Annotated in this window: 21 protein-coding genes, 2 tRNA genes and 1 pseudogene; 19 read left to right on the top strand and 5 right to left on the bottom strand. The window is 37.5% G+C overall.

All coding sequences use genetic code 11. The features are described 5' to 3' along the window. Positions 1–26 precede the first annotated feature (26 nt). Positions 27–734, top strand: a complete 708-nt coding sequence (locus WG904_RS17760; protein WP_339580690.1) for an LOG family protein — start codon at positions 27–29, stop codon at positions 732–734. 125 nt (positions 735–859) lie between these two features. After that, on the top strand, positions 860–1,348 hold the full coding sequence (locus WG904_RS17755) for a hypothetical protein (protein WP_339580689.1): 489 nt from the start codon (positions 860–862) through the stop codon (positions 1,346–1,348). On the opposite strand, the gene WG904_RS17750 is transcribed toward WG904_RS17755, so the two are convergent. Together WG904_RS17750 and WG904_RS17745 are read right to left on the bottom strand one after the other, a co-directional pair. Continuing rightward, positions 1,345–1,935 carry a DUF502 domain-containing protein gene (locus tag WG904_RS17750; protein WP_339580688.1) on the bottom strand — a complete coding sequence of 197 codons (591 nt, stop codon included), beginning with the start codon at positions 1,933–1,935 and terminating at the stop codon, positions 1,345–1,347. The genes WG904_RS17755 and WG904_RS17750 overlap by 4 nt on opposite strands. A gap of 112 nt (positions 1,936–2,047) precedes the next feature. Further along, positions 2,048–4,498: a bifunctional UDP-N-acetylmuramoyl-tripeptide:D-alanyl-D-alanine ligase/alanine racemase gene (locus tag WG904_RS17745; RefSeq protein ID WP_339580687.1), complete on the bottom strand. Its 2,451-nt coding sequence runs from the start codon at positions 4,496–4,498 to the stop codon at positions 2,048–2,050. A gap of 59 nt (positions 4,499–4,557) precedes the next feature. Here WG904_RS17745 and WG904_RS17740 point away from each other — a divergent pair, with 59 nt between their 5' ends. The 3 genes from WG904_RS17740 (at position 4,558) to WG904_RS17730 (ending at position 5,361) form a co-directional block, all read left to right on the top strand. After that, complete coding sequence (locus WG904_RS17740) at positions 4,558–5,046, top strand: regulatory protein RecX (protein ID WP_339580686.1); 489 nt, start codon at positions 4,558–4,560, stop codon at positions 5,044–5,046. Between the two features lie 104 nt (positions 5,047–5,150). Beyond that, positions 5,151–5,223 (top strand) — tRNA-Gly (locus WG904_RS17735). A gap of 53 nt (positions 5,224–5,276) precedes the next feature. Continuing rightward, positions 5,277–5,361, top strand: a tRNA-Leu gene (locus WG904_RS17730). Positions 5,362–6,137: 776 nt separating this feature from the next. On the opposite strand, the pseudogene WG904_RS19675 reads toward WG904_RS17730, so the two are convergent. Together WG904_RS19675 and WG904_RS17720 are read right to left on the bottom strand one after the other, a co-directional pair. Beyond that, positions 6,138–6,866: pseudogene (locus WG904_RS19675) on the bottom strand (recombinase family protein); the annotation flags it as partial. Further along, a complete protein-coding gene (locus WG904_RS17720; protein ID WP_339580684.1) occupies positions 6,863–7,045 on the bottom strand; it encodes a hypothetical protein in 183 nt (60 codons plus the stop codon). The pseudogene WG904_RS19675 and the gene WG904_RS17720, both read right to left, overlap by 4 nt. 331 nt (positions 7,046–7,376) lie before the next feature. Here WG904_RS17720 and WG904_RS17715 point away from each other — a divergent pair, with 331 nt between their 5' ends. The 10 genes from WG904_RS17715 to WG904_RS17670 all read left to right on the top strand — a co-directional run bounded on the left by WG904_RS17715 (position 7,377) and on the right by WG904_RS17670 (position 21,406). Then, on the top strand, positions 7,377–7,781 hold the full coding sequence (locus tag WG904_RS17715; protein WP_339580683.1) for a mobilization protein: 405 nt from the start codon (positions 7,377–7,379) through the stop codon (positions 7,779–7,781). Beyond that, positions 7,766–9,019, top strand: coding sequence for a relaxase/mobilization nuclease domain-containing protein (locus WG904_RS17710; protein WP_339580682.1), 1,254 nt, complete (start codon positions 7,766–7,768; stop codon positions 9,017–9,019). Before WG904_RS17715 ends, WG904_RS17710 begins: the two co-directional genes overlap by 16 nt. Positions 9,020–9,034: 15 nt before the next feature. Beyond that, positions 9,035–11,059, top strand: a complete 2,025-nt coding sequence (gene mobC / locus WG904_RS17705; RefSeq protein WP_339580681.1) for a conjugal transfer protein MobC — start codon at positions 9,035–9,037, stop codon at positions 11,057–11,059. Positions 11,060–11,175: 116 nt separating this feature from the next. Continuing rightward, positions 11,176–11,781, top strand: coding sequence for an RNA polymerase sigma factor (locus WG904_RS17700; RefSeq protein WP_339580680.1), 606 nt, complete (start codon positions 11,176–11,178; stop codon positions 11,779–11,781). Positions 11,782–11,891: 110 nt separating this feature from the next. Then, positions 11,892–13,079, top strand: a complete 1,188-nt coding sequence (locus tag WG904_RS17695; protein ID WP_339580679.1) for a FecR family protein — start codon at positions 11,892–11,894, stop codon at positions 13,077–13,079. 287 nt (positions 13,080–13,366) lie between these two features. Continuing rightward, positions 13,367–16,861, top strand: coding sequence for a SusC/RagA family TonB-linked outer membrane protein (locus WG904_RS17690; protein WP_339580678.1), 3,495 nt, complete (start codon positions 13,367–13,369; stop codon positions 16,859–16,861). A 7-nt stretch (positions 16,862–16,868) separates the two neighbouring features. After that, positions 16,869–18,245 carry a RagB/SusD family nutrient uptake outer membrane protein gene (locus WG904_RS17685; RefSeq protein WP_339580677.1) on the top strand — a complete coding sequence of 459 codons (1,377 nt, stop codon included), beginning with the start codon at positions 16,869–16,871 and terminating at the stop codon, positions 18,243–18,245. An 8-nt stretch (positions 18,246–18,253) separates the two neighbouring features. Beyond that, a complete protein-coding gene (locus WG904_RS17680) occupies positions 18,254–19,735 on the top strand; it encodes a TlpA family protein disulfide reductase (RefSeq protein WP_339580676.1) in 1,482 nt (493 codons plus the stop codon). 139 nt (positions 19,736–19,874) lie between these two features. Next, positions 19,875–20,453 (top strand): GNAT family N-acetyltransferase, encoded by a 579-nt coding sequence (locus WG904_RS17675; protein WP_339580675.1) that lies wholly within the window; start codon positions 19,875–19,877, stop codon positions 20,451–20,453. Between the two features lie 23 nt (positions 20,454–20,476). After that, positions 20,477–21,406, top strand: a complete 930-nt coding sequence (locus WG904_RS17670) for a response regulator transcription factor (protein WP_339580674.1) — start codon at positions 20,477–20,479, stop codon at positions 21,404–21,406. 9 nt (positions 21,407–21,415) lie between these two features. Here the strand turns inward: WG904_RS17670 and WG904_RS17665 are convergent, their stop codons facing one another. Further along, a complete protein-coding gene (locus WG904_RS17665; protein ID WP_339580673.1) occupies positions 21,416–21,658 on the bottom strand; it encodes a helix-turn-helix domain-containing protein in 243 nt (80 codons plus the stop codon). A gap of 233 nt (positions 21,659–21,891) precedes the next feature. On the opposite strand from WG904_RS17665, the gene WG904_RS17660 reads away from it, so the two are divergent. The 4 genes from WG904_RS17660 (at position 21,892) to WG904_RS17645 (ending at position 24,093) form a co-directional block, all read left to right on the top strand. Next, on the top strand, positions 21,892–22,788 hold the full coding sequence (locus WG904_RS17660) for an RteC domain-containing protein (protein ID WP_339580672.1): 897 nt from the start codon (positions 21,892–21,894) through the stop codon (positions 22,786–22,788). 117 nt (positions 22,789–22,905) lie between these two features. Further along, positions 22,906–23,436: a hypothetical protein gene (locus WG904_RS17655; protein WP_339580671.1), complete on the top strand. Its 531-nt coding sequence runs from the start codon at positions 22,906–22,908 to the stop codon at positions 23,434–23,436. A 19-nt stretch (positions 23,437–23,455) separates the two neighbouring features. Then, entirely contained in the window at positions 23,456–23,773 is a 318-nt protein-coding gene (locus tag WG904_RS17650; RefSeq protein ID WP_339580670.1) for a DUF4134 domain-containing protein, read from the top strand. 2 nt (positions 23,774–23,775) lie between these two features. Further along, positions 23,776–24,093, top strand: coding sequence for a DUF4133 domain-containing protein (locus tag WG904_RS17645; protein WP_339580669.1), 318 nt, complete (start codon positions 23,776–23,778; stop codon positions 24,091–24,093). Positions 24,094–24,096 lie beyond the last annotated feature (3 nt).

Genomic DNA, 24,096 nt, shown 5'->3' with positions numbered 1-24,096 from the left:
TTTACATAAACAGTTAAACAAAAAAGATGACTAGTGAAGAAAAGATAAGAAGCGCTTTTGCGAATAAAGATTGGCAAGAAATTAAAGTTACCGATAGTTGGCAGATTTTTAAAATCATGGCCGAATTTGTAGATGGATTCGAAAAACTTGCTAAAATTGGCCCTTGTGTAAGTATTTTTGGCTCGGCACGTACAGCAGAAACAAATCCGTATTATGGAATTGCAGTAGAATGTGGTCGCTTATTAACAGAGCGAGGTTATGGTGTAATTACGGGTGGCGGACCCGGTATTATGGAAGCTGGGAATAAAGGGGCGCACATGAACGGCGGAAAATCGGTTGGTTTAAATATCGATTTGCCTTTCGAACAATTCCACAACAAATACATCGATCCTAATAAACTATTAGAATTTGATTACTTTTTTATTCGAAAAGTAATGTTCATGAAATATTCTCAAGGCTTTGTGGTTTTACCTGGCGGAATGGGAACAATGGATGAATTATTCGAAGCGATAACCTTAATTCAAACGGGAAAAATTGCCCGTTTCCCTATTGTTTTAGTGGGCACTGCCTATTGGGGCGGATTGGTAGAGTGGATTAAATCACACATGTTAGAGATGGAACATAATATCCATGCCGAAGATTTGAATTTATTCAGATTGGTAGACACCGCAGAAGATGCAGCGGAACACATTTTCAGGTTCTACGATAAATATGTACTGAAACCAAATTTTTAGAAACCGTCTTTTCGAACGCAGCGTAGCGAGGAGAAATCTATTTGTTATTTGTCATACTTTAATCAAAACGCATCTTTAACGTAACTATTCCTTAAATATGGTGTCTATTAATTAAGGAGATTGAAATGAAACGATTGTTAACTTGGCGAAAAGGTTTGTTTGATAGCAATTATCAACTCTATACCAATGGAGAAATAAAGGGAAGCTTAATCTTTAGTTCATTGAAGAATAACGCAAGGGGAATTGCGCTAAAAAACTATTATTTCACGACAGAGGGGTTTTTAAATCCAATCACTAAAATAAGAGATGAAAACCACAATCAAATCGGCACAATCACCTATAATGGTTGGAAATTAAAAGCAACTGTAACTTTTAACGATTTAGATGTTGCGTCTTGGAGCTATACAAACAGCTGGCTATCACAATGGGCTATAACGAATCACCGAGATAAATTTATCCAATACCATTCTACAACTGCTTCCGGAACTGCTTCAAGTGATAATGAAGATGAATTATTGCTGTTAAGCGGTCTTTTTGTTCGAGAATTTTTTTCTAGGGCGATTATTCTTATTATTATTGCGGTTATGATACCCACCATAACGCGATCTTATTAAAATTGACTAACCCCCCCACTCACTACCAATTTCATGGCATCGGCAGCACTCATATTTAAAGGCTTTATTCTATCCTTGCTCACTACATAAACTTGGCCGGCAAATGAATAAGAAAAAGGGAAATAAACAATCGCATCGCCCGGTAGATTCAATTTTGTTAAGTCATTTTGAGTTAAAAAACCAATTCTTTTCATCCCACCTTCTACCTCTACCAAAACAGGGTGATTAAATTTTTTCTCGTCGCCCACAAAGGCTTCTGTTAAATCTTTTATTGAAGAAAATATAAAATTTAAGAGTGGCAAACGGTTCATCACCCGCTTAAACCAATTGTACATAGGTTCAGTAACAAAATTGGTTACAAAGATGCCAGAAATTAGAATAATCGTTAATACCAAACCTAATCCTAAACCCGGAATATTTCTGTTCGCACCTGTTTTAGGGTCTACGCCTAAAATATTATTGATATTTAACCAGCTATCGACTGTAGTTACGGCCCAAATAACAATGAAAACACTCAGTGCAACTGGTAACACAATCAACAATCCTTTAATCAGGTAATTAAGAAGTGCCTTTCCAATTCTGTTCATGGAGTAAAATTACGTAATTTTTGGTTAATTGGTTATTCGGTTAATTGCTTAAATTTAGTCTATCCATATCGTCTCAATGGGAAAATTTATTAATACTGCTCAACCAGAGATTTTATTCATAAAAATAAACTCTTTTAACGCGTTGCGACACATTTGTTAATATTTCGTACGGAATGGTATCAATTTCCTTGGCTAAATCTACAATACTGTGCCGATGGTCGAAAACCACAACTTCATCACCTGTTTTAACGGTCAGGTTGGTTACATCGAGCATGCACATATCCATACAGATTGCCCCTATTGTAGGTGCCATTTTCCCGTTGATTAACATTTTACCTACACCATTGCCAAATTTACGATTATAGCCATCGGCATAACCTATCTTTACCGTCGCAATTTTTCCTCCATTAGGTAAAACCCCTGAACGACCATACCCAACAGTTTCGCCAGGTTTTAGATCCTTAACTTGAGTAACCGTTGTTTTTAATAAAGCTACTGTCTGCAGCCCCTTATTATGGCTTAAGGCAGCATCGAAGCCATATAAGCCTATACCTATCCTAACCATATCAAATTGCGCTTGCGGCCAGCGAGTAATGCCAGAGGTGTTTAAAACATGTCTAATCGGAAAATAGTTTAATTGTTTAGTTATTTCGGAATACAAAGAAGAGAATTCGTTAATTTGTAAATTTGTAAACTCATCATGTCTAGCCTGCTCCGTAGCAACCAAGTGAGTAAAAATTGTTTCAACCATTAGTTTATTCGTGTTAAGCAAGAGTTCGAAAAGTTGTGGAAGGTCTGTTTTTTCAAAACCTAAACGGTGCATTCCCGTATCCAATTTAAGGTGGACTTTAAACGTAGTTTCATTTTCGGGCAAGAAATGGATGAAACTTTTTAAAATCGATACGCTATAAATTTCAGGCTCCAGTTTATAGTTAATTATCGCTTCAAAAGCGGAAGGTTCCGGGCTCATCACCATAATAGGTAAAGTTATACCTGCCTTTCTTAAAGCTATTCCCTCATCGGCATAAGCAACTGCCAAATAATCTACCTTCTGGTATTGAAGTAGATTGGCAATTTCGAAACTCCCACTACCGTACGAAAAAGCTTTAACCATCGCCATAATTTTAACACCATGATTTAACTTATTTCGGTAAAATTGCAGGTTTCCAGCGAGGGAATTTAAGTTAATTTCGAGTATGGTATCGTGAATTTTTAGCGTTAATACTTTAGTAATACGTTCGAATTCGAAGCGTCTTGCTCCCTTTATTAGAATGGTTTCGTTAGCGAATGGAATGGATGATAAATTATCGATAAACGCTTGCGTACTTCGATAAAATGATGCTTCTAAAGAAAACAAATGAGCCATTGAGGATAATTTTACACCAATTCCGATTAATCGATCAATTTGCTTTTGCTGTAATAAGGCAGCTATCTCTGTATATAACTCTTCATCCTTTTTACCGGTTTCGTATAAATCGGATAAAATAAGCGTTTTTTTAGGGTGTTGGTTTTGAAGATTAAGAAAATCAAGCGCTATGGCTAAGGAAGAACTATCTGCACTATACGAATCGTCAATAATAGAACAATTTTCTATCCCATTAATTAAAGCAAGGCGCATGTTTACCCGCGTTAATTTCGTTAAACCTAATTCGGCTGCTTCTGGCGTATATCCAAGTGCTAATAAAGTTGCCCAACAAATGATACAGTTTTCTATCGAAGCTTTGTCGTTAAAAGAAATTTCACAGCCAATCTTTTTTTGATGGTAAATGGCATGAAGAACTGTATTTTCTTCCTTTGTTGTTATAGAGGTGATTTGCAAATCTGCAGGCCCCACTGTGCTCCACGAAAATTTCTTCTTCCCAGGTAATTCTACACCTGCCGCATACTCTGGAGCATAGATTAGTAAATCCACATTTTTGAAAAGCTTTAACTTTTCTCTTAGTTTATCTTCTTTTGAGTTAAATCCTTCGGCATGGGCCTCTCCAATATTCGTTAAAATACCAATCGTCGGTTTAATTATCTCAGCCAAAGCATTCATTTCGTTGGCCTTAGAAATACCAGCTTCAAAAATTCCAAGGTTATCTTCATCTGTAATTCGCCATATCGACAAGGGAACACCGATTTGAGAATTAAAGCTTTTGGGACTTCTAACAATATGATAATCGGTACTTAACAATTGAAATAACCACTCTTTAACTATAGTCTTACCATTGCTTCCTGTAATTCCGATAACGGGCAAATGGTGCTGCTTTCGATGATAAGCAGTTAGTTCTTGCAATGCTATTAAGGTATTATCGACATTTAAAAAGTTCGCATCACTATATTTTTTCACATCGATTTTCGCTGAGACGACAAAATTACGTATCCCATTCTCATAAGCATTTCCTATAAAGTCGTGCCCATTTCGTTGTGCAGAAATGGCAAAAAACAAGGATCTATCGGCATCAACCACCGTTCTGCTATCGGTAAGCAAATTTTGAATAACTGCATCTTGATGAGGTAATATAGCATTTGCAGCTAATATTTTGGCAATATGGTTGATCGAATACGAATTGCTGCTCATGATAAAAAACAATAAATAGAGAATTGCTGCTATTTTTTTACGAATTTCAACAATTATTTATGAAATCTACTCAACAAACGCCCCTCAATTTAGATAAAAAAACTGCTTTATTAAAAGCCGAGAGTTGGTGTGCCTATCAAGAACGTTCTCAGCAGGAAGTAAGGGATAAACTTTATGAGTGGAATTTGTTCCCAAATGAGGTAGAAGAAGTAATTGCTGAACTCATTAGCACCAATTTCTTAAATGAAGAACGCTTTGCTCATGCTTATACATCTGGTAAGTTTAAGATAAAAAAATGGGGGAAATTAAAAATCAAACAAGGCTTGAAATTGAAGAAAGTCCCAGATAAGCTGATTCAAAAAGCGTTAAATGGAATCCAAATGGACGAATATTTAGCTATTTTATTAGCTTCCGCAATAAAGAAAGAAGCAACAATTAATGAAAAAGACTCACTAAAAAAGAAATATAAGCTCATTAGCTACCTTCAAAACAAGGGTTTCGAAAATGATTTAATTTTTGATGTACTGAAAGCCAACAACTTACCCTAGTAGCTTAATTTTTATTAAAATATTTCTTGACGGGAATATAAATCTGTTTATATTTGCATTCCCAAACGGAAACGATGGGGACAACATCGGATGATGTTAACAATGCGAAAGTAGCTCAGTTGGTAGAGCACGACCTTGCCAAGGTCGGGGTCGCGAGTTCGAATCTCGTCTTTCGCTCTAAATGCCTTCCTACCAGGAGGCATTTATTTTAAAAGCTTAATTGCTTTTAAGCTCGGATGGTGGAACTGGTAGACACGCAGGACTTAAAATCCTGTGCCCTCAACAGGCGTGCGGGTTCGATTCCCGCTCCGAGTACAAACGGGATTAACTCCCAAATTAGACAAGGGTTGCTCTTCCAAAAGCAGCCCTTTCTCTTTGAATACCAACCTCTTATGATTGAAGCCAGGATTAAGTAAAGGTGTTCTAACTTGCCCTCCCAGATATGTGAACTTATGTTTGAACACCTCTTTAATGAGCAAATGCTGGTCATTGATTTCAGCCTTTTCAAAAATCGAAGGAATGTCCAATAAGTTAGGCAAAAGGGCAAGCATCTTACCCCACTTATCGTTTCTATGTTCATTCAATTTTTCAAGTTCGTTAACCACATAGGCCTTCTCTCCCGAATACTTACTGAACCATTTCTTATAGGTATAGGCTTCTATCTCATCGTTCATTACCCTTGCTTCCAAACGGTCAATCTTCGCTTCAATTTCCTCTAATTCTTTCCTCCTAGCGGCAATCTGTTCAAGGTTATCGTTCAAGGTTTGTTTTAACTCCTTTTTGGTATTCTTGACAATGGTATCCACTTGTTCGCTTGTGAAACTCAACATATTTAATAGCTCATACCATTGCTCATGCAATTTTTCACCAGAGATATTGGTTCCCCGATGCCGAGTACACCTGTAATAAAGGTAGTAATCCCTTTTTCCCTTGCTCCAACCTGCGGTCATACTCATTCCACATGGACATTTTAATAATCCTCTCCATGGCATTTCACTTCTAGCCCTTACAATAGATGGTCTTTTGTTGCCCAACATTTCCTGCGCCAACCAAAAGTCTGATTCGCTGATGATAGCCTTATGTTGTCCCTTTACATATTTTTCGGGCGTGTCCTTATTAGCTGGAACTTTGATCAAACCTGCATATACACAGTTGCTCAAAGTCCGAGTGATCGAGCTGTTGCCCTTACTAGTGAAGCCCAATTGTTTGACCTCGTTATGGATGATAAAGGCTTGTTTGCCCCGCAAGTAATCCCTAAAAATTTTCTTGACGATTTCAGCCTCATTTTCATTCACGACAATAATGGATTTGTTGTGTTCATCACGGGTATTGGTATAGGCATAAGGAGCCTTATTGATGAACCTACCACTTTCCCTTGCATGACGGATGCCCGTTTTGACCCTTTTTCTGATACGGAAAAGCTCTTCATTGGCAATCAGATACTTGAAGGCCCTTTGCATAAACACAGATGGATCGGTGGTGTCCAAATCCAAAGGTTCATTGGTCGCCAGCACCTTCAATCCGTGCTTCTTTTCTAGGCTATCGATCTTGGTCAACGCTTCAGAAAGGTTTCGGCTAAAGCGGTCATGATCCATGACAATCAGATAGCGCACTTTCTTTTTGTGCTTCTTGATAAAATCCTCTAGTGCGATGTAATCTGGACGGTCAAAAGTATAGCTACTTTTTCCATTGTCTTTGAACACCGCCAATACGTTTACGTTGTTGCGGTCGCAATAGTCCCTGATGCTTTTCTCCTGATATTCCAGCGAATAGTTGGACTGGTCTTTTATACTCAAACGTATATACCCAATCGCATTCATAAAACCTCCTTTTTTATTATTTTAACAATGATTTCTACGACTAAATTTAGCATTACCTCCTCGCTTCCTGCGTAGATTTCTGTCATTTCTTCATTCTTTTTATCGATGGATAATGGCCTTTCCGATAGGCTTTTGCTATCAGCTTTAACCTCTTCTCCGACACGCTTTGCTTTTCTCATTGTTCAAATATCTTTCCCTTTTAAAGCCATAGAAACGAGCTTGGAAAAACGATAAGCCTAATCGCTGACAATACATCTTACGAACTATTTAATGGCATGTCGAAGAGCTTATTCTTCCAAGCTTGGAAAGAACAATCAGCAGGTTTTTCACTTTTGGCCTAGATAGATAACCATTGAAAAAAGAATTGCGAAGTGACGTTCTTAGGGTGCTTTTTGGCCACCGAGGGTTGGCAGCAAGATGGATTTTTGCATGCGCAAAAACATCTTGCCGCCCTTGTGGTCGGGAGAATTACTCGGAACTCGTAATTCTTTGAACGTTTAAAAGTGAGGTATGCCAAGACCGAAAACACCGGATGATGAACTGCTCAAACATAACCTGATCATTAGGGTAAATGATGCCCTGTATCAGAAATTGGATAAGCTGTGCAAAGCAAGCGATAGCCAGAGCATCGCAGAAATCGCAAGGAAGATACTTTCCAAAGAGCGCATCAACTGTCTGCACAAGGATATTTCGATGAACGCCCCGATGGAAGAAATGGCACTGATCAGAAAAGAACTGAAAGCAATTGGCATCAACATCAACCAGCAGACCCGATATTTCAACGCCTGCAAGAGCCAAACTGAACGGGCGTTCCATGCAAGCAAAACGGTAGTGCTTTACAATGTGGTTGGTGAAAAAGTAGACCGATTGCTCACCATCATTTCAAAACTGGCTGTACAATGGTTGCAAAAATAGCGAGTGGTAAGAGTATTCGAGGGATTATCCACTATAATGAAGATAAGGTTGCAGAAAACCAAGCTAAACTGATCATGGCCAGTGGCTTCGCAGGGGAAGTGGAACAGATGCACATCATTCAAAAACTAAAACGTTTTGAACGTCTGACCGAACTCAATGGCAGGGTGAAAACAAATGCCCTACACATTACGCTCAACTTTGATCCTTCGGACAAACTGGACAATGAAAAGCTTCAGCAGATAACCGCAGAATATATGGAACGGATTGGCTTTGGTGAACAGCCGCATTTGGTCTATAGGCATTTTGATGCAAACCATCCCCACATCCATATCGTGACCACCAACGTCACCAAAGAGGGCAAGCGAATTGATATTCACGGTATAGGTTACAGGCTGTCCGAGAACGCAAGGATAGAAATAGAAAAAGAATACAAACTTGTACAGGCTTCGGGCAGGCAATTGAGAAATGTTTTAGGCATCAAGGCGGCTGAAATTGAAAAAGCGACGTATGGCAGCAAACCGACCAAACGAACGATTAGCAATATCGTAAGCGCAGTCATGCGCACGTATAGATATACCTCATTTGCAGAATACAATGCGGTTTTGAAGCAATTCAATATTACCGCAATTCGTGGAAGAGAAGATACAAAGATGTTCGAGAACAGAGGTCTGCTCTATTCCATTGTTGGTGAAAAAGGCGAGCCTATCGGCATCCCGATCAAGGCAAGTCATATCTATTGCAAACCGACTTTAGATAACATCGGAAAGCAGTCTGGCTTTAACAAAGAAAAACGCAAAGTACTCAAAGAACCGTTAATCTCTGCAATCGAAAAGGTATTTGACCGCTACCACGGGTTAACGAGATCAACATTTATTGAGGAATTGGATAAACGGAACATCGCTTGCCTGTTCCGTCAGAACGAACAGGGTTTTATTTATGGTGTTACGTTTATCGACCACAACCGCAAAACAGCATTTAATGGTAGCGACCTGCACAAGTCGTACGGTGCTAAGGCATTATTGGAACGGTTCAGGGAAACTGATGTTCCAATAAAAAAAGAAAAAGAGACCCATTTACAGCAACAGGAAAAAACCGATTTCCTTAAACCTTCAACACCAACCAACTTCTTGGATATGATACTGGCCAAGGGCAATAATGAACCTGCTCCGCTATTAGGCAAAAAACGCAGACGCAAAAAAGGGAAATCACAGGGACAGGAACCACAACAAGGACTTTAATGAAACTATATTATTATGAATACAGGCGAAGACATTCAGGGGCTTAGAAAAATTGTAGATTTTACAAGGCTCATCAGCATTTTTATACTCGCTATCCATTTCTACCTATGCTGTTATTTGGCATTCAAACAATGGGGATTTACGGCAGAAATTACAGATCGAATTATCGCCAATTTCTCAAAAACAGGGCTTTTCAAAAACGTGCTCTATCCAAAGCTTGCAGGGCTTTTGCTATTAGTAGTTTCGCTATTTGGGATAAAAGGCAGAAAGGATGAAAAGATACAGAAGAATGTAATTATAGCCTACTTGATTACAGGCTTGCTCTTATACTTTATCAGTGTATTATGTTTTTATTTGAATGCAACACCAACGATTGATGCTGTAGTATATATTGCTATTACAATGGTTGGCTATTTGTTGATCCTAACAGGTGGTACGTTGTTATCAAGGTTGATAAAAAACGGTTTAAACAATGATATTTTCAACTCGGAAAACGAAACCTTTCCACAGGAAGAACGGCTATTGGAAAACGAATATTCCATTAACCTGCCCGCTAAATACAAACTCAAAGACAAGGTTCGAGATAGCTGGATCAATTTCATCAATCCTTTTCGTGGATTGCTTGTAGCGGGAACCCCAGGCGCAGGAAAATCGTATTTTGTGATACGACATATCATCGACCAGCACATCAAAAAAGGCTTTTCCATGTTCCTTTATGATTTCAAGTTTGACGACCTTTCCAAGATTGCCTACAACAAGCTGTTGCAATATCAGCAGAATTATAAGGTTAAGCCCAAATTCTACATCATCAACTTTGACAACTTGAACCGTACCCACCGTTGCAACCCATTAGACCCAAGCGCAATGAACGATATCACGGATGCGACAGAAGCTAGCCGCACCATTATGATGGGGCTGAACAGGGACTGGATCAAAAAACAAGGTGATTTCTTTGTGGAAAGTCCCATCAATTTTTTAACGGCAATTATCTGGTATTTGCGGAAATATGAAGATGGCAGGTATTGCACTTTGCCCCATGTAATCGAACTGATGCAGGCAGACTATGATAAGCTTTTTGCCGTGCTGTTTGAGCAGGAAGAGATCAGGGTTTTGGTCAACCCGTTTATTTCAGCTTACCAGAACAAGGCAATGGCGCAACTGGAAGGACAAATTGCATCGGCAAAGATTGGGCTGGCTCGATTATCCTCACCTCAATTGTACTATGTATTGAGTGGCAATGATTTTACATTGGACGTGAATAATCCCAAAGAGCCCAAGATAGTTTGCGTAGGTAATAACCCTCAGAAATTGCAGGTTTATGGCGCAGTATTATCATTGTATATTTCTAGGATGATTAAACTCGTTAATCGAAAAAATCAGTTGAAAAGCAGTTTGGTGTTTGATGAATTTCCGACTATCTATTTTAACAACATGGATAGTCTGATTGCAACGGCAAGAAGCAATAAGGTTGCTACGACTTTAGCGGTACAGGATTTTAGCCAGCTTAAAAAAGATTATGGCAGTGAGCAGGCCGATGTTATTACGGGGATTATCGGCAATATCATCAGCGGACAGGTTACGGGAAGTACGGCAAAAAAACTAAGCGAGAATTTTGGGAAGATCATGCAGGACAGGCAGAGCAAGAGTATCAACAGCAGTGATGTGTCTATTTCCAAATCAACACAGTTAGATTATGCCCTTCCAGCATCAAAGATTTCGGCATTGTCATCGGGGGAATTTGTGGGCATTGTAGCCGATAATCCAGAGCAGAAGATTAGCTTAAAGATGTTCCACTGCGAGATACAGAATGACCACAAAGCGATTGCACAAGAGGAAGCAAATTATAAACCCATTCCAATTATTGAAAAGGTATCGGCAAGGGATGTGGCAGAGAACTACCAAAAGATCAAAAATGACATTGAAAAGTTACTAGCCGAAGAATGCAAAAAGATCAAAGCGAAATATCCAAAACCACCAAAAGAAGATAAAAGCAAAACAGATGAGGGATTTTCAGAACAGGAAAGACCAATATCTATGTAACCGAATCATTTTAAGATAGTCTCATACGTCAAACTTAATGTTAGCCTAATAGGAAAATAGATAATTATGATTATTATTGGGGCGTATTTATACTTAAATTTACTGGATAGTACGGTATGGCATTGACTCCCCTTATCAACGAAACAGAAGTGCTGGCAAAGATTGCCACAGGGGATCAGCGTGCCTTTACGATACTGTTCAACCATTACCATAGGGACATCCTATCTTTCAGTATCAAACTGACTAAATCCGAAGAATTGGCACTGGAAATCGTGCAGGATGTTTTTTTAAAAGTCTGGTCATTTAGAGCAAAGTTAGTTGAAATTGAAAGTTTCGGTGGCTACCTGAGCAGGATGGTTCGCAACCATTGCCTGAATGCCCTTCGTGATCTGGAACGCAAAAAAAGGTTAGGTGTTCAAATGGATATTGATGCAAGCGAGTTTTCCCAAACGCTTGGATATGACCCTATCCATCAGCAACTGGATTACAAGTCTGCCATGCACATGCTGAACGATGCCCTTGACCACCTTGCCCCACAGCAACGGCAGGTCTACCAGCTTTGCCATTTAGATGGGCTTAAATACGAAGAAGCTGCACTTGCTATGGGCATTTCTAAGGAAACAGTGCGTGGCCACATGAAAAAGGCGTTGGCAATCATACGGGAACATTTCCGCAAAAATGCAATCTATTATCCGCTATTAATTATTGCGCTAAGCAAATAATTTCATTGAATATCAGTTAGTTGCAACATTTCTTACGGCGCAACCGACCCTGCCCTGATTTTTTTGGTGTCCATAAAAGAAACAACCATTTTCTACCCTATTCGGATACTATGGATAACATACAGAATAAAATAGAACATCTATTAAAACTATACTTGACCGATCAGGCAAGCCCAGAGGAATTGGAAGAGTTTTGGGATTTTACCAGCGATCCAGTATACGGTGAAATATTGGAAAGGCTAATAGAAAAGGCTTATCATCAAGAGGAAAGTTTGGTTTCGGCTTCTGAAAAGCAGCGCAAGATGATTCTTGAAAATATTTTCAGTAGTGAACAGCCAAAAGCGCCGATCAGAAAGATAAGGCTTTGGCCACGTATTGGTATAGCAGCTGCTGTTGTCGTAGCCTTGGTTTCGGCAGGTATCTGGTTCTATAGCAAAAATCTAAATGAAGGTCTAACTAAAAATCTTGAATATGCCAATGACATTGCCCCTGGCAAAAATGGGGCAACCCTTACCTTGGCCGATGGTCGCAAGATCTTGATCAATGATGCACTTGCAGGGAATATTGCAAATGAAGCTGGCGTAAAAATAACTAAAACTAAAGACGGGCAATTGATCTACGAGGTTACAGGAAACGATGGAAATAATCTTACTTACAATACCTTATCTACTACACGAGGTGAACAATCGCAGGTGCGTTTGCCTGATGGTTCCCTCGTGTTTTTAAATGCGGAATCTTCGCTGAAATATCCGACGAATTTTAAAAGATATGCTAAACGGGAAGTCTTTTTATCGGGTGAGGGATATTTTGAGGTGGCAAAGGATAAGGCGCATCCGTTCATTGTAAAAGGTGAAAAACAGGAAGTTGAGGTTTTAGGTACCCATTTTAATATCGAAAGTTATTCTAAATCTTCTAAGATCAAAACAACCTTATTAGAAGGCTCAGTTAAGATCATAACCAAAACGGGCATTTCAAAAATATTAAAACCCAACCAACAGATGGTGTTAACCGAGAAAGGTACTGATGTGAGGGATATTGAAGCGGAATATGTGATCGCGTGGAAAGAAGGTTTCTTCATTTTCAACAACGAATCGTTGGAAAATATCATGGCTCAGATTGCACTTTGGTACAATGTAGAGGTGTTGTATGAAGATGCTTCACTAAAAAAAGAAACTTTTTTGGGAACCATAAGTAAGTTTGAAAATGTATCAAAGGTGCTGAAGATGTTGGAAAAAACGAAAGTGGCGAAATTTAATATTGAAAAAAATAAGATAATTATTGCTAGAAAAAATAAATAAGGTCTAACCAACCTGTTATAAAAAGTAAACCTAATAAACAACTAAAGACATGAAAGAAAAAAAGGAAACGCAATAGTATCATCAAGACGAAAAAGGACCTCGATTTGCCGTCGAAGCCCTTTTTATCTGTCACATCAAACATTGAGTTAACAAAGTATTGAACCTGATGAAGTGCTGAAGTCTGTGGAAAGATGGACACGACATCATTAACAGAATATCAAATGTATAAAAAATATACTAAAATTTTTCGTACGCCGAATAGCTATGTACATAAACTACTGATTATCATGAAACTGACTGCAACTATAATCCTGTTATCACTGATGCAGGTGAGCGCAGCGACCTTTGGGCAAAATCTGACCCTCAAGGAAAAAAATATATCTTATCTAAAGTTGTTTTTTGAGCTCCGTAAACAAACTGGATATGATGTACTCATTAAGAGCACTGAGTTTAACTCCTCGAAACGCATTGATGCGAATTTTCAAGATGCACCAGTGGATTTAGTAATGAAAGAAATTATTTATGGAAATAATCTAGATTACGAAATAGAGGAAAAAACGATTATCATTAAGGAAAAGTCTAAGTCCGTTTTAGAGAGGATAATAGATTATCTGTCTACAATAGATGTCACTGGAAAAATTGTAGATGAAAGAGGTGATCCGATTGCAGGTGCCACAATCAAGGTCAAAGGTACCAGTATTATAACTAAAACAGATAATAACGGTCAATTTATAATAAAAAACATAGCAGAAGATGCGATGTTGGAGATTTCGTCACTTGGTTTTAAGACTAAGGAATTAATTGCTGCTAAAAATCTTGGAAATATTAAACTTGATATTTCTATAAATCAACTAAATGAGGTTGGAGTGGTTTCGACAGGCTATGAAACAGTTTCGAAAGAGCGTATTAATGGATCAGTTACTACTATAGATAATGAATTATTTAATAGACGAGTAAGTTCCGATGTTCTTAGTCGATTAAACGGTATATCAAGTGGAGCTTACTTTAATAACACAGTAAATCAAGGTACAAATTCAACTGGAATAACAGTTCGAGGCCAAACAACTTTCATCGCTAATTCTACTCCTCTGATTGTAGTTGATAGTTTTCCTTTTGAAGGAGATATAAATTCACTAAACCCTAACGATATTGAAAATATCTCTATTTTAAAAGACGCTTCTGCAGCTTCGTTATGGGGCGCTAGAAGCGGCAATGGCGTAATAGTTATCACAACTAAAAAAGGTAAGTTAAATCAGGGACTTAAAATAGGATTTAACACAAGCTACACAATTACTGAAAAACCTGATATTTTTTACGATCAACAATTTCTAAACTCCTCTGATTTTATCTCAATAGAAAAAGTTTTATTTGATAATGGCTATTATAACAATAAAATTTCAAACACAAATGAGTATCCAGGTTTAACTCCTGCTGTTGATATATTCCAAAAACTGAAAACTGGCAAGTTAACTTCTACCGAAGGAGAGAACCAATTAAATGAATTTAAATTAAATGATGTTAGGGATGACTTTCTAAAATACATTTACAGGAAGAATCAAGTTCAGCAATACGCGTTAAATTTAAGCGGAGGAGGCACAAATACGACCTATTACGTTGGTCTAGGCTATGACGATTTTAAGGAAAATTTAATAAAAAATAATTCGAATCGTTTAAGTGTAACCAATATTAACACATATACACCCATAAAAGGGCTGCAATTTACATCTTCTATAGTTTTCAGCCAATCAAACGCAGTAAAAAACAATAGGTTTTCATGGGGAAACTTATCTGGACCAGACAATTCAACAATTTATAGCTATGCAACTTTAGTTGATAAAAGCGGAGCATCATCTGCAATTGTACAAAATCATTCTTTAAGTTACGTAGATAGTCTTTCGAAATTAGGATTTCTTGATTGGAAATTGCGTCCAATAGATGAGATTAACCTGGTCAATAATAGAATTAAAAACAATAATTTACGAATAGCTTTATCGGCCAAATACGAATTCAATGATTGGCTCAGCATTGACTTACAATACCAGAATCAAAAATCTACGTCAACTAATTCAAACCTGTATGATCAGAATTCTTTTTTTTCCAGAAATCTAATAAACACATTTACAATATACAATCCTACATCGAAATCCTTTACTTTCCAAGTTCCGAAAGGCGGAATTTTATATCAAGGCAACGGGAATAGTACAGCAAATAGTTATAGGAGTCAATTGAATTTTGCAAAACATTTCGGACATCATTCAATAAATGGACTCGTAGGCTACGAAGTTAGAGAGTCGGTTAACGAGAATTTCGACGGCAGAATTTCGTATGGATTCACAGAATATGGAACATCTTCAAATGCTTTAAATTATTCAACTTTCCTTACCCAAACAGGGGGATTTGGAGGTCGTATTCCAGAGCCAAACGGGTCAATATTAAGTACTACTCAACGATATATTTCTCAAATGGCTAAAATATTTTATTCATTTAAAGATCGATATTCAATCACACTAAGTGGCAGACGTGATGGAGCTAATATTTTTGGAGTTAAAGCCAACGATAAAGTCACTCCATTAGGCGCAGTTGATTTAGGTTGGGTTAGTAGTAACGAAAAATGGTATAAACTAACTTGGTTACCATATTTAAAAATACGTGGAAGTTATGGTTATAATGGCAATGTTTATTTTGGTTCTGCGTATCTGACAGCCGCTTATATAGGAACAAGTATCAATACAGGATTAAGTAACGGAAATATTATAACTGCACCAAATCCTGAACTTCAATGGGAAACTATCAGAACGACTAATTTCGGGATAGATTTCAAAACAAATAAAGATGTTTTAACAGGCTCTATCGATATATATAAAAAGACAGGTAAAGATTTAATAGATAATATTGAACTTGCTCCATCGACAGGATTTACAAATGTACTTGGAAATATTTCAAAAACATCAGCATCAGGTATCGATATAAACCTAACTTCAAATAATATTTCTGGTATTTTCAATTGGTCAACAAACCTTTTAACAAACTTATCAACAAGCAAAGTTCTTGACTATTCATCAAAAAATACGACAGGAATACAAATAACTAGTGGATATACAGGTTCTTCAGCTATTGGAAATTCTATCAATGGACTTTATTCATTTAAATATGCGGGACTTGACCCTGTGAATGGTGATCCAATAGGTTTCATAAACAATCTTAATAGTAAGGATTATACTTCGATAATATCTAATGCAACCGTTGGAAACGGGATTGTCTATAATGGTTCCACTAGACCCTTAATATTTGGGTCAATTAGAAATATGTTTTCATTTAAGGGCTTTTCGGCTTCAGTAAATATCACGTATGCGATGAAATATTACTTCAAGAAGCGCACGATTAACTTAAATTACCAAAATCTTCTGACATCTTCTAAAGGAATACACAATGATTATGTTTACAGATGGCAGAAACCTGGTGATGAAGCTTTCACAAACGTACCATCTTTAATTTACCAAACAAATGATAATAGAAATTCATTTTATGAAAATTCTGAAGTTAATATAGAGAAAGCAGATCATATTAGATTACAGGATATATCGCTAAGTTACAACCTTTCAAATATACTTTCTAAGCAAGCATCATTTAAAAATGTTGTTATTTACTTCTATGCGAACAATCTAGGTATACTTTGGAAAGCAAACAAATCAGGATATGATCCAGATGCAATATCTAATGGATCAATTACAGCTTTACCAAGTCCCAAAACTTACTCGATTTCATTAAGAACTAATTTTTAATTGCGTTATGAAAAATATATTTTATGTTATTCTATCAATATGTGTGATCTCAATATCATGTAAAAAAGATTGGTTAGAAAAGAAATATTCAATATCACAAGTTGTTCCTACAACAATAGAAGACTTACAAAAACTATTAGACAATGAGGGAAAAATGAATACAAATTATCCTGGACTAGGTTTAGTAGGAAGTGACAACTATTTTACTTTGACTTCGGATTGGCAGTCTCAGGCTGTAATACCTAGAAATGCATATATATGGTCTAAGGATATTTTAGAAGGCGGTACAAGTAATGACTGGAACTTTTCCTATGAAAAAATAGAAATTTGCAATGTTGTTTTAGAAGGATTAAATAAAATCAAAATCAATGAACAGAATGCAGTGCAATATTCAGAAGTAAAAGGCGCTGCATTATTTCATAGAGCATTTGCTTTTTATAATTTAGTTCAAAATTTTGCAAAGCAATATAGTACGAATACAAAAAATGATTTGGGAATTCCTTTAAGACTAAGTGCCGACGTAAACATTATCTCAAAAAGAAATTCTATTGAAGAAGTATATTCCCAGGTTATAAAAGATCTAAATGAAGCCGAAGGACTTTTGCCTGCTAGAGCACTTTTTCTATCAAGGCCAAGTAAATCAGCATGCCAAGCTCTTCTATCTAGAATATATCTATGCATGGGCGATTTCGATAATTGCATTGCTTCCTCAACAAAAGTTTTAGGTAGCAATAATTCACTTTTAGATTTCAATACATTATCCACAACTGCTCCACTGCCATTTCCAAACTTTAAGACAGGTAACTCAGAAATAGTTTTTTTTGCTAATATTTCGACTAGTCAAATCATCAGACCATACACAGGAAAAGGATGGATAGATAGCGTAATATATAAATCATATCAGAATAATGATTTAAGGAAAATCCTTTTCTATCGTATTATCTCCGAACCTGCCAATCAGGTTGTATTTAGAGGGGCGTATAGTGGAACAACTGATTTATTTGGCGGCTTAGCCATTAATGAGGTCTATTTAAATAGAGCAGAATCCTACGCCAGAATAAATAAATTTCAAGATGCTAGTGCAGATTTAAACTCGCTATTAAGAAAACGATATAAAACTGGTTCGTATGTAGATATTAATCTAAATAACGCCACTGAAGCACTCGAAAAAATCCTACTTGAAAGACGAAAAGAATTGCCATTCACAGGTCAAATAAGGTGGGAAGATTTGCGAAGACTAAATACCGATCCTAGATTTCAAAAAACACTTGTAAGAACAATTAATAATCAAACGTATACTCTTACTGCAAATGACGCTCGTTACGTATATCAAATACCAGATGTAGAAATTAGGTTAAGTGGAATCGAACAAAATATTAGATGAAAAAGGACATGACTAAAATATTTAAGACAATTGGTATGCTTACAATTGCCTTAACATACTCTTTAACATTTGCTTCAAATGCCGTTAAAGCAAGTACCAAAATCACAATTTTAACAAGCAGCTTAAATTTAATTACTGATTCAATTTATGTTAAATATTATGACAATGCCTTTTTGGGTAATGTATTATCAAATGTTCCATCAATTGATACCGCTTTAAAAATTGTTGATGGAAAGTCCGAGATTATACTAACTAGCAGGGAAATTGGATATTTTTCGATTTTTTTAAAAACTTCAGATGCTAATTCATATTCACTTTTCAAGGACGTGATTTCCCTATGTCCTATCGAGAATGGGAACGATATAACAATTATAATATCGCAAAATGTAATTAACAAGCATTTCAATTTTGAAGCCATAGGTAATGGGGCGATAAACCTAGAATGTTTCAAAGACCTCAACAACATACATAACAAGCGACACGGCCTTCCATTACTATCAAAAAAAGACGGTTTTTACTACTACAACGAAAATAATCACATAGATAATTTGTATTTTGATCTTGAGAATTTACTAAAAAATTATAAGGATAAATTATCTATTCCTGCTTATCAATTATTTTTAACAGATATTCAAAGTGAAACTGCAGTAGAAAAAATAAATACATTCTTTTATGAAATAAAGAAGACAGATAACCATTCAAAAGATACGCTACTAAGTCTTTATAAGAAGCATATACAAGAAAATACCTCCTACCCAACTAGGAACAAATACTCTAAGAGCCAACCTGTATTTATCATAAGTGACTTATTCGTGAAAAATTATATCTCTGATAATGAAAGTGCATACCTAAATACATATCGAGAAATTTTGCAACAAAGCGATAGCTTACTTAAAGATAAATTGATAGCTAATTTCTTCTATCTGTATGTTAATCAATTAAAAAATATGGACAGTTTAATTCATGACGCGTTGACTAAAGTCAATTTAAAAGAGGTGAAACAAATTCTGTCCAAATATTCTAGACTTGCTGATGGAGCCAAAGCATATAATTTTTCTCTTACCAATATCTTTGGAAAAACGGTACAACTGACTGATTTTAAGGGAAAGATTGTCTTTATTGACTTTTGGTTCACTGGCTGTGCACCATGCCGTTTATTTTATCAAAATCAACTCAAAGATGTAGAGGAGCTTTATAAAGCTAACAATAATATAGTTTTTATTACTATTTCTATAGATAAAAATTTTGAACTATGGAAGAAAAGTGTCGCTTCTGGAGATTATACGTCTAATGATGTGATCAATTTATATACTTCAAATTTAGGAAAAGAACATCCGATTATTAGTTATTATGGTATAAAATCATATCCACATCCGATGTTGATAGATAAAAATGGAAACCTGTTTAGGACAAATAGTTTTTCTGAAATTAGAGAGAAGGACCTATTAATCAAAACAATAGAACAATTACTAAAAAGTGATTTCAAATGATTTCCACAAACAAACAAGTAAAAATTTTAAAGACAGGAGCAAAAATCTCTTTTCATAAATTTAGGTAAATAATAGTTAATTAGGCACGATCTGAAAGGATTTTCAGACGTGCTTTTTTTTGTTAGCAAAAATACATTTTATGATAATAGCGCAACCAAATGACAAAGATCGAGCTGTTGAAATTTTGACCTATGCCTTTGACCAGAATGCAAGTGTGAATTTTATTGTTAAACAGGACGAGTTAAGATTAATAAGAATCAAAAAGCTAATGGAATACGCTTTTGAGGTATGCTATAGGTTTGGAAAAGTTGTACTATCTGATGACAGAAAAGCATGTGCGCTTTTACTTTACCCTGATTTGAAAAAAATGACTATTGAATTAGTATCTCACGATTTGAAACTGATCATTTGGAGTATTGGAGTGTGCAATGTGGTCAAAGCAATAAAAAGGGAGGCGAAGATTAAAGCAGTACAGCCAAGGGTTAGAATGGCATACATTTGGTTCATTGGAGTTGAACCAAAATATCAGAAATTTGGTTTGGGTAAGAAGCTAATGAATGAAGTTATTATTGCTTGCCAACAGGAGAACCGTCCGATTTATTTGGAAACCTCGACGCTTGCTAATCTACCGTGGTATAAAAAATTTGGTTTTGAAGTTTATGACATGCTTGAACTCGGCTATCAACTCTATTTTCTAAGATTGCCCTTTTCTAACTGATTATCTACCCTACATCTATCCCTATGTTAGTTTTTAATTCCGAAATGCATGTGCTTACCTTCATCATCTGCATCCTTGAATTTGGTATGTTCTGTTATCAACTGGTCTATTTTCTTTTCAACCCGCAGGATAAAAGCCGTGGCTGGTATATGTTATTGTTGCTGCTTTTATTGGTCTATAATGTTGCGGGCGGACTGCTGCCCAATGCCCGTTATGGTATGTCGGTTGTTGGCCAAAATATCATTGCCTATGGCAGTGGCTTTTTGATGTCCGCTTATTTCCCTTACTATTTCTACAAGGCGTTTAACCTGAAGAGCATGCGGTTTCAGGCAACCTACGGAGCTTTTCTATTTCTGATATTGCCTTATGTTATTTTTTTCTGCATCGTTTATCCGATTTTCGGGGAACTGGCCATTCCAACGAGCTATGGGATGATCGTGCCATTTTTGTATGCAGTATTTTTGCTGTATATGCTACTGGATGCCATTCGGCTCAAGATCAAAAAACGGAGTATTTCCAATCATCCCTATAACAAGACCGAAATGATTGCCGTTTATGCGGCAGTTTCTCCGTGGGTGTTTATGACGGTATTCGGTTATTTCCAGATTTCACAGTGGATTGAGGTGCTGGTGACCAATCTGGGTTTTTTGATCATTACGGTGCTTTTCATTACCAAGTCCGTGAAAGTTGCAAGGCTTGAGCAGGAAAAATTAAGGTTGTTGCACCGTATTGCGCCGAACGAAGAAATCTTTGAATCCAATCTTACCAAATATGATTTTACGGCTAGGGAAATGGAAGTAATCAGGCTTTTGCGTTCTGGGTGTTCGCATCAGGAAATATCCGAACAGCTCTTTATTTCTCCCTCAACGGTGGCCAAGCATGTGCAGAATATCCATTCCAAAGCAGAGGTAAAGACCAGGCTCAACCTGATCCGCAAATTGGAAACACCATAGTTTGTAATTTTATTTGAAATCCAATAGTTCTTTTGGACTGATCTTCAGTCCTTCTGCAAGCGAAAAAAGTGTGGTCATTGCTACATCTACTTTTCCTTTTGCGATACGTTGTACGTGACTGGGCTCAAGTCCGGAGCGTGCCGCTAGTGCCCTGAGCGAATTTTTATCATTTGGGTTGGCTTTTGCGTACGCTTCCATTAATGCAAGCAAGTGCTCGGCAAATTTCAGCTTTGTTTCGGTTTTCCAATCCATGTGCGAAACTCCTTTAATTTTCTGAATTTATTGACGTATGAACGTAGTTCAATTAAGCCAATATTCGTAGTTTGGCGTATTTCATTTCTCGCTTTTCAGTATGGATTTGAGGTTTTTGTAGTTGAGTTTTGCGATATAACCAAATAGCGTATGGAGAAAAGCTACCTATCGTCCTGACCTGTAAGAATTATCGCCAGTCAACGGGCAAGGCAGGATCAACTTAATGTTACCCTATGTTACAAGAGTTCAGTGAAAATGAGCTGAAAAAGCTTCGTAACGCTCTCAAAAATTTGGATAGCAGTAGCTATTTGCCACATCTATTATTGCGCGAACAACTGCTGTTGATCGGTGCTTCAATTAAATCGGTAAAGGATTATCTATGTGAACATCCAATTGATAATGTGGGTGCTGAAGTCTCCTATTACAAATACTATCTTCCCGATTTCACTTCCTTTCAGCTCTATTGTACCGAGAAATACTCGTTGTCCGCGGGAAAACCGCACCAAGATGGAAAGGCTTTGAAGAAATACTATCTCGATGAGCTGCACTATCTGGAACGGTTCTTTTTGCGCCATCCTTTGCATTATGAATACTACAAAGTGGATATGCACCAGATGGATGAAGCCTGGTTCTGCAAAGCTGGTAATACCGATGTGCCGATGCCCCCTGTTCTTGAGGGTTATGAAGCGGTTGATATTCCACAGGTGAGCTACCTGTTTGCCAAGTTTATCGCCTATGAACAGTTACGGTCTGATATAAATGAATTGATCGCCGAACTGGACAGCCCAAAGGGTGCTACCGAACCCCCCACCATTCCCACTAAACTGCGCAAACCACTGAAATGGACAGGCGAGAAAATCAACCTCATTGAACTTTTACATGGGCTTTATGTAAAAAAACAGGTGAACGATGGGAAGATCGGTATCGGCGAGTTCTTTGAAATGGTGGGCGAGTTTTTTGGGATTGACCTCGGTATTCCCAAAAGGGGCTTTGATGACCTGAAACTGCGCAAGCGTTTGAGCAAGACACACTTTTTGGACAGTGTTCGGGAAGAGCTGCTTAAGAAAATGGAGGACGAAGATGCCTATGACCCCGAAAAGTTAGCGGGCAAAAAACTAGGTTTTTCTTGATTTGAAGGCTGTTTTTGAGACTTTATTTCCAAGCTTGGAAAGGAAGTTTTACGGTCTTTCAAACTTTGCCATCACAAATCGCGGTGCAATGGAGCATTGCGACTAAAGCAAAATCAAATGATGCAACAATTTTCATGGCACCAGTTTCTGTTTGCCACGGGGGTACTCACGGTACTCTGGTATGTTGGAGTAATCCTGCTCTATTTCAAGGTTGAACTGAATAGTCTTTTAGCTAGCGGTTCCAGTAGCGGTCGTGTTTCTCAGCCCTTGCCCCATCGATGGGAAAAAGATGTGGAGACGGTGGAAGAAGAATCCCTAGTTGAAGATGATGGGCTAATGGGCAAATCCAAACTGCCCGATGGGATGAGCGTAATAGGCACCGAGCAGATCAGCTTTGCTTCTGATGATGGTGCCAAAGTGCAGAAGATCGGCCTGGTTTCCGATGTGGTTCAGGAACTCAAGGAAATCTTTTCAGTGCTGGCCAAACAGGATGGCAACAAAAAGGACTTTTTTGGGATGATGGAAATGGTGCGACTGAACTTTCCTTCCATCGGTTCTCATCCCAACATCGGCCAGATCAATGCCTTTATCAGTGAACACGCACCTTTTCATTTGACTCCAGAAGAATTGGAAAACCTTTGGGACTAACCTTTAACATTTTTTCAATATGAACAAGTTATTTAAGAATATCATTTTACGTTTTTCGGCACTGCTCTGCCTTTTGGTTATTGGTTTTACCGCTTACAGTCAAGATGGGAATAATGGAATCCGCGAAGCGACCAACAAAGTAAAGGGTTATTTCGATGCAGGAACAGATTTGATGTATGCCATTGGTGCAGTTGTGGGCATTATCGGTGCCATTAAAGTTTTCAATAAGTGGAACGCTGGCGAACCCGATACGAGCAAGGTAGCCGCTGCATGGTTTGGTAGCTGTATCTTTTTGGTGGTAGTGGCAACGGTACTTAAATCCTTTTTTGGCATCTAGTCATGGCAAGCGTTTATCAGATCAACAAGGGCGTGAGCAAACCTATAACCTTTAAGGAATTAAAGGCGCAGTACATCGCCTACCTTGCCATTGGGCTGGTATTTTTGCTCATCGCATTCGCCACATTGTACATTTTGGGAGTTAGCCTGTTTGTTGTACTGCCCCTCATTATTGGAATGGGAACCGCACTTTTTATGGTGGTCACTAGATTGAGCCACCGTTTCGGGCAACACGGACTTTCCAAATTCCTGGCCAAACGTCGATTGCCCATTTGCCTAAAATTCCGTTCCAGAAAATTATTTATCAAACTGAAATCTTAAGCC

Source organism: Pedobacter anseongensis, from assembly GCF_037482965.1.
GTDB lineage: Bacteria > Bacteroidota > Bacteroidia > Sphingobacteriales > Sphingobacteriaceae > Pedobacter > Pedobacter anseongensis.
The sequence above is the reverse complement of the archived record's forward strand: the minus strand, read 5'-3'. Positions and strand labels throughout refer to the sequence as shown.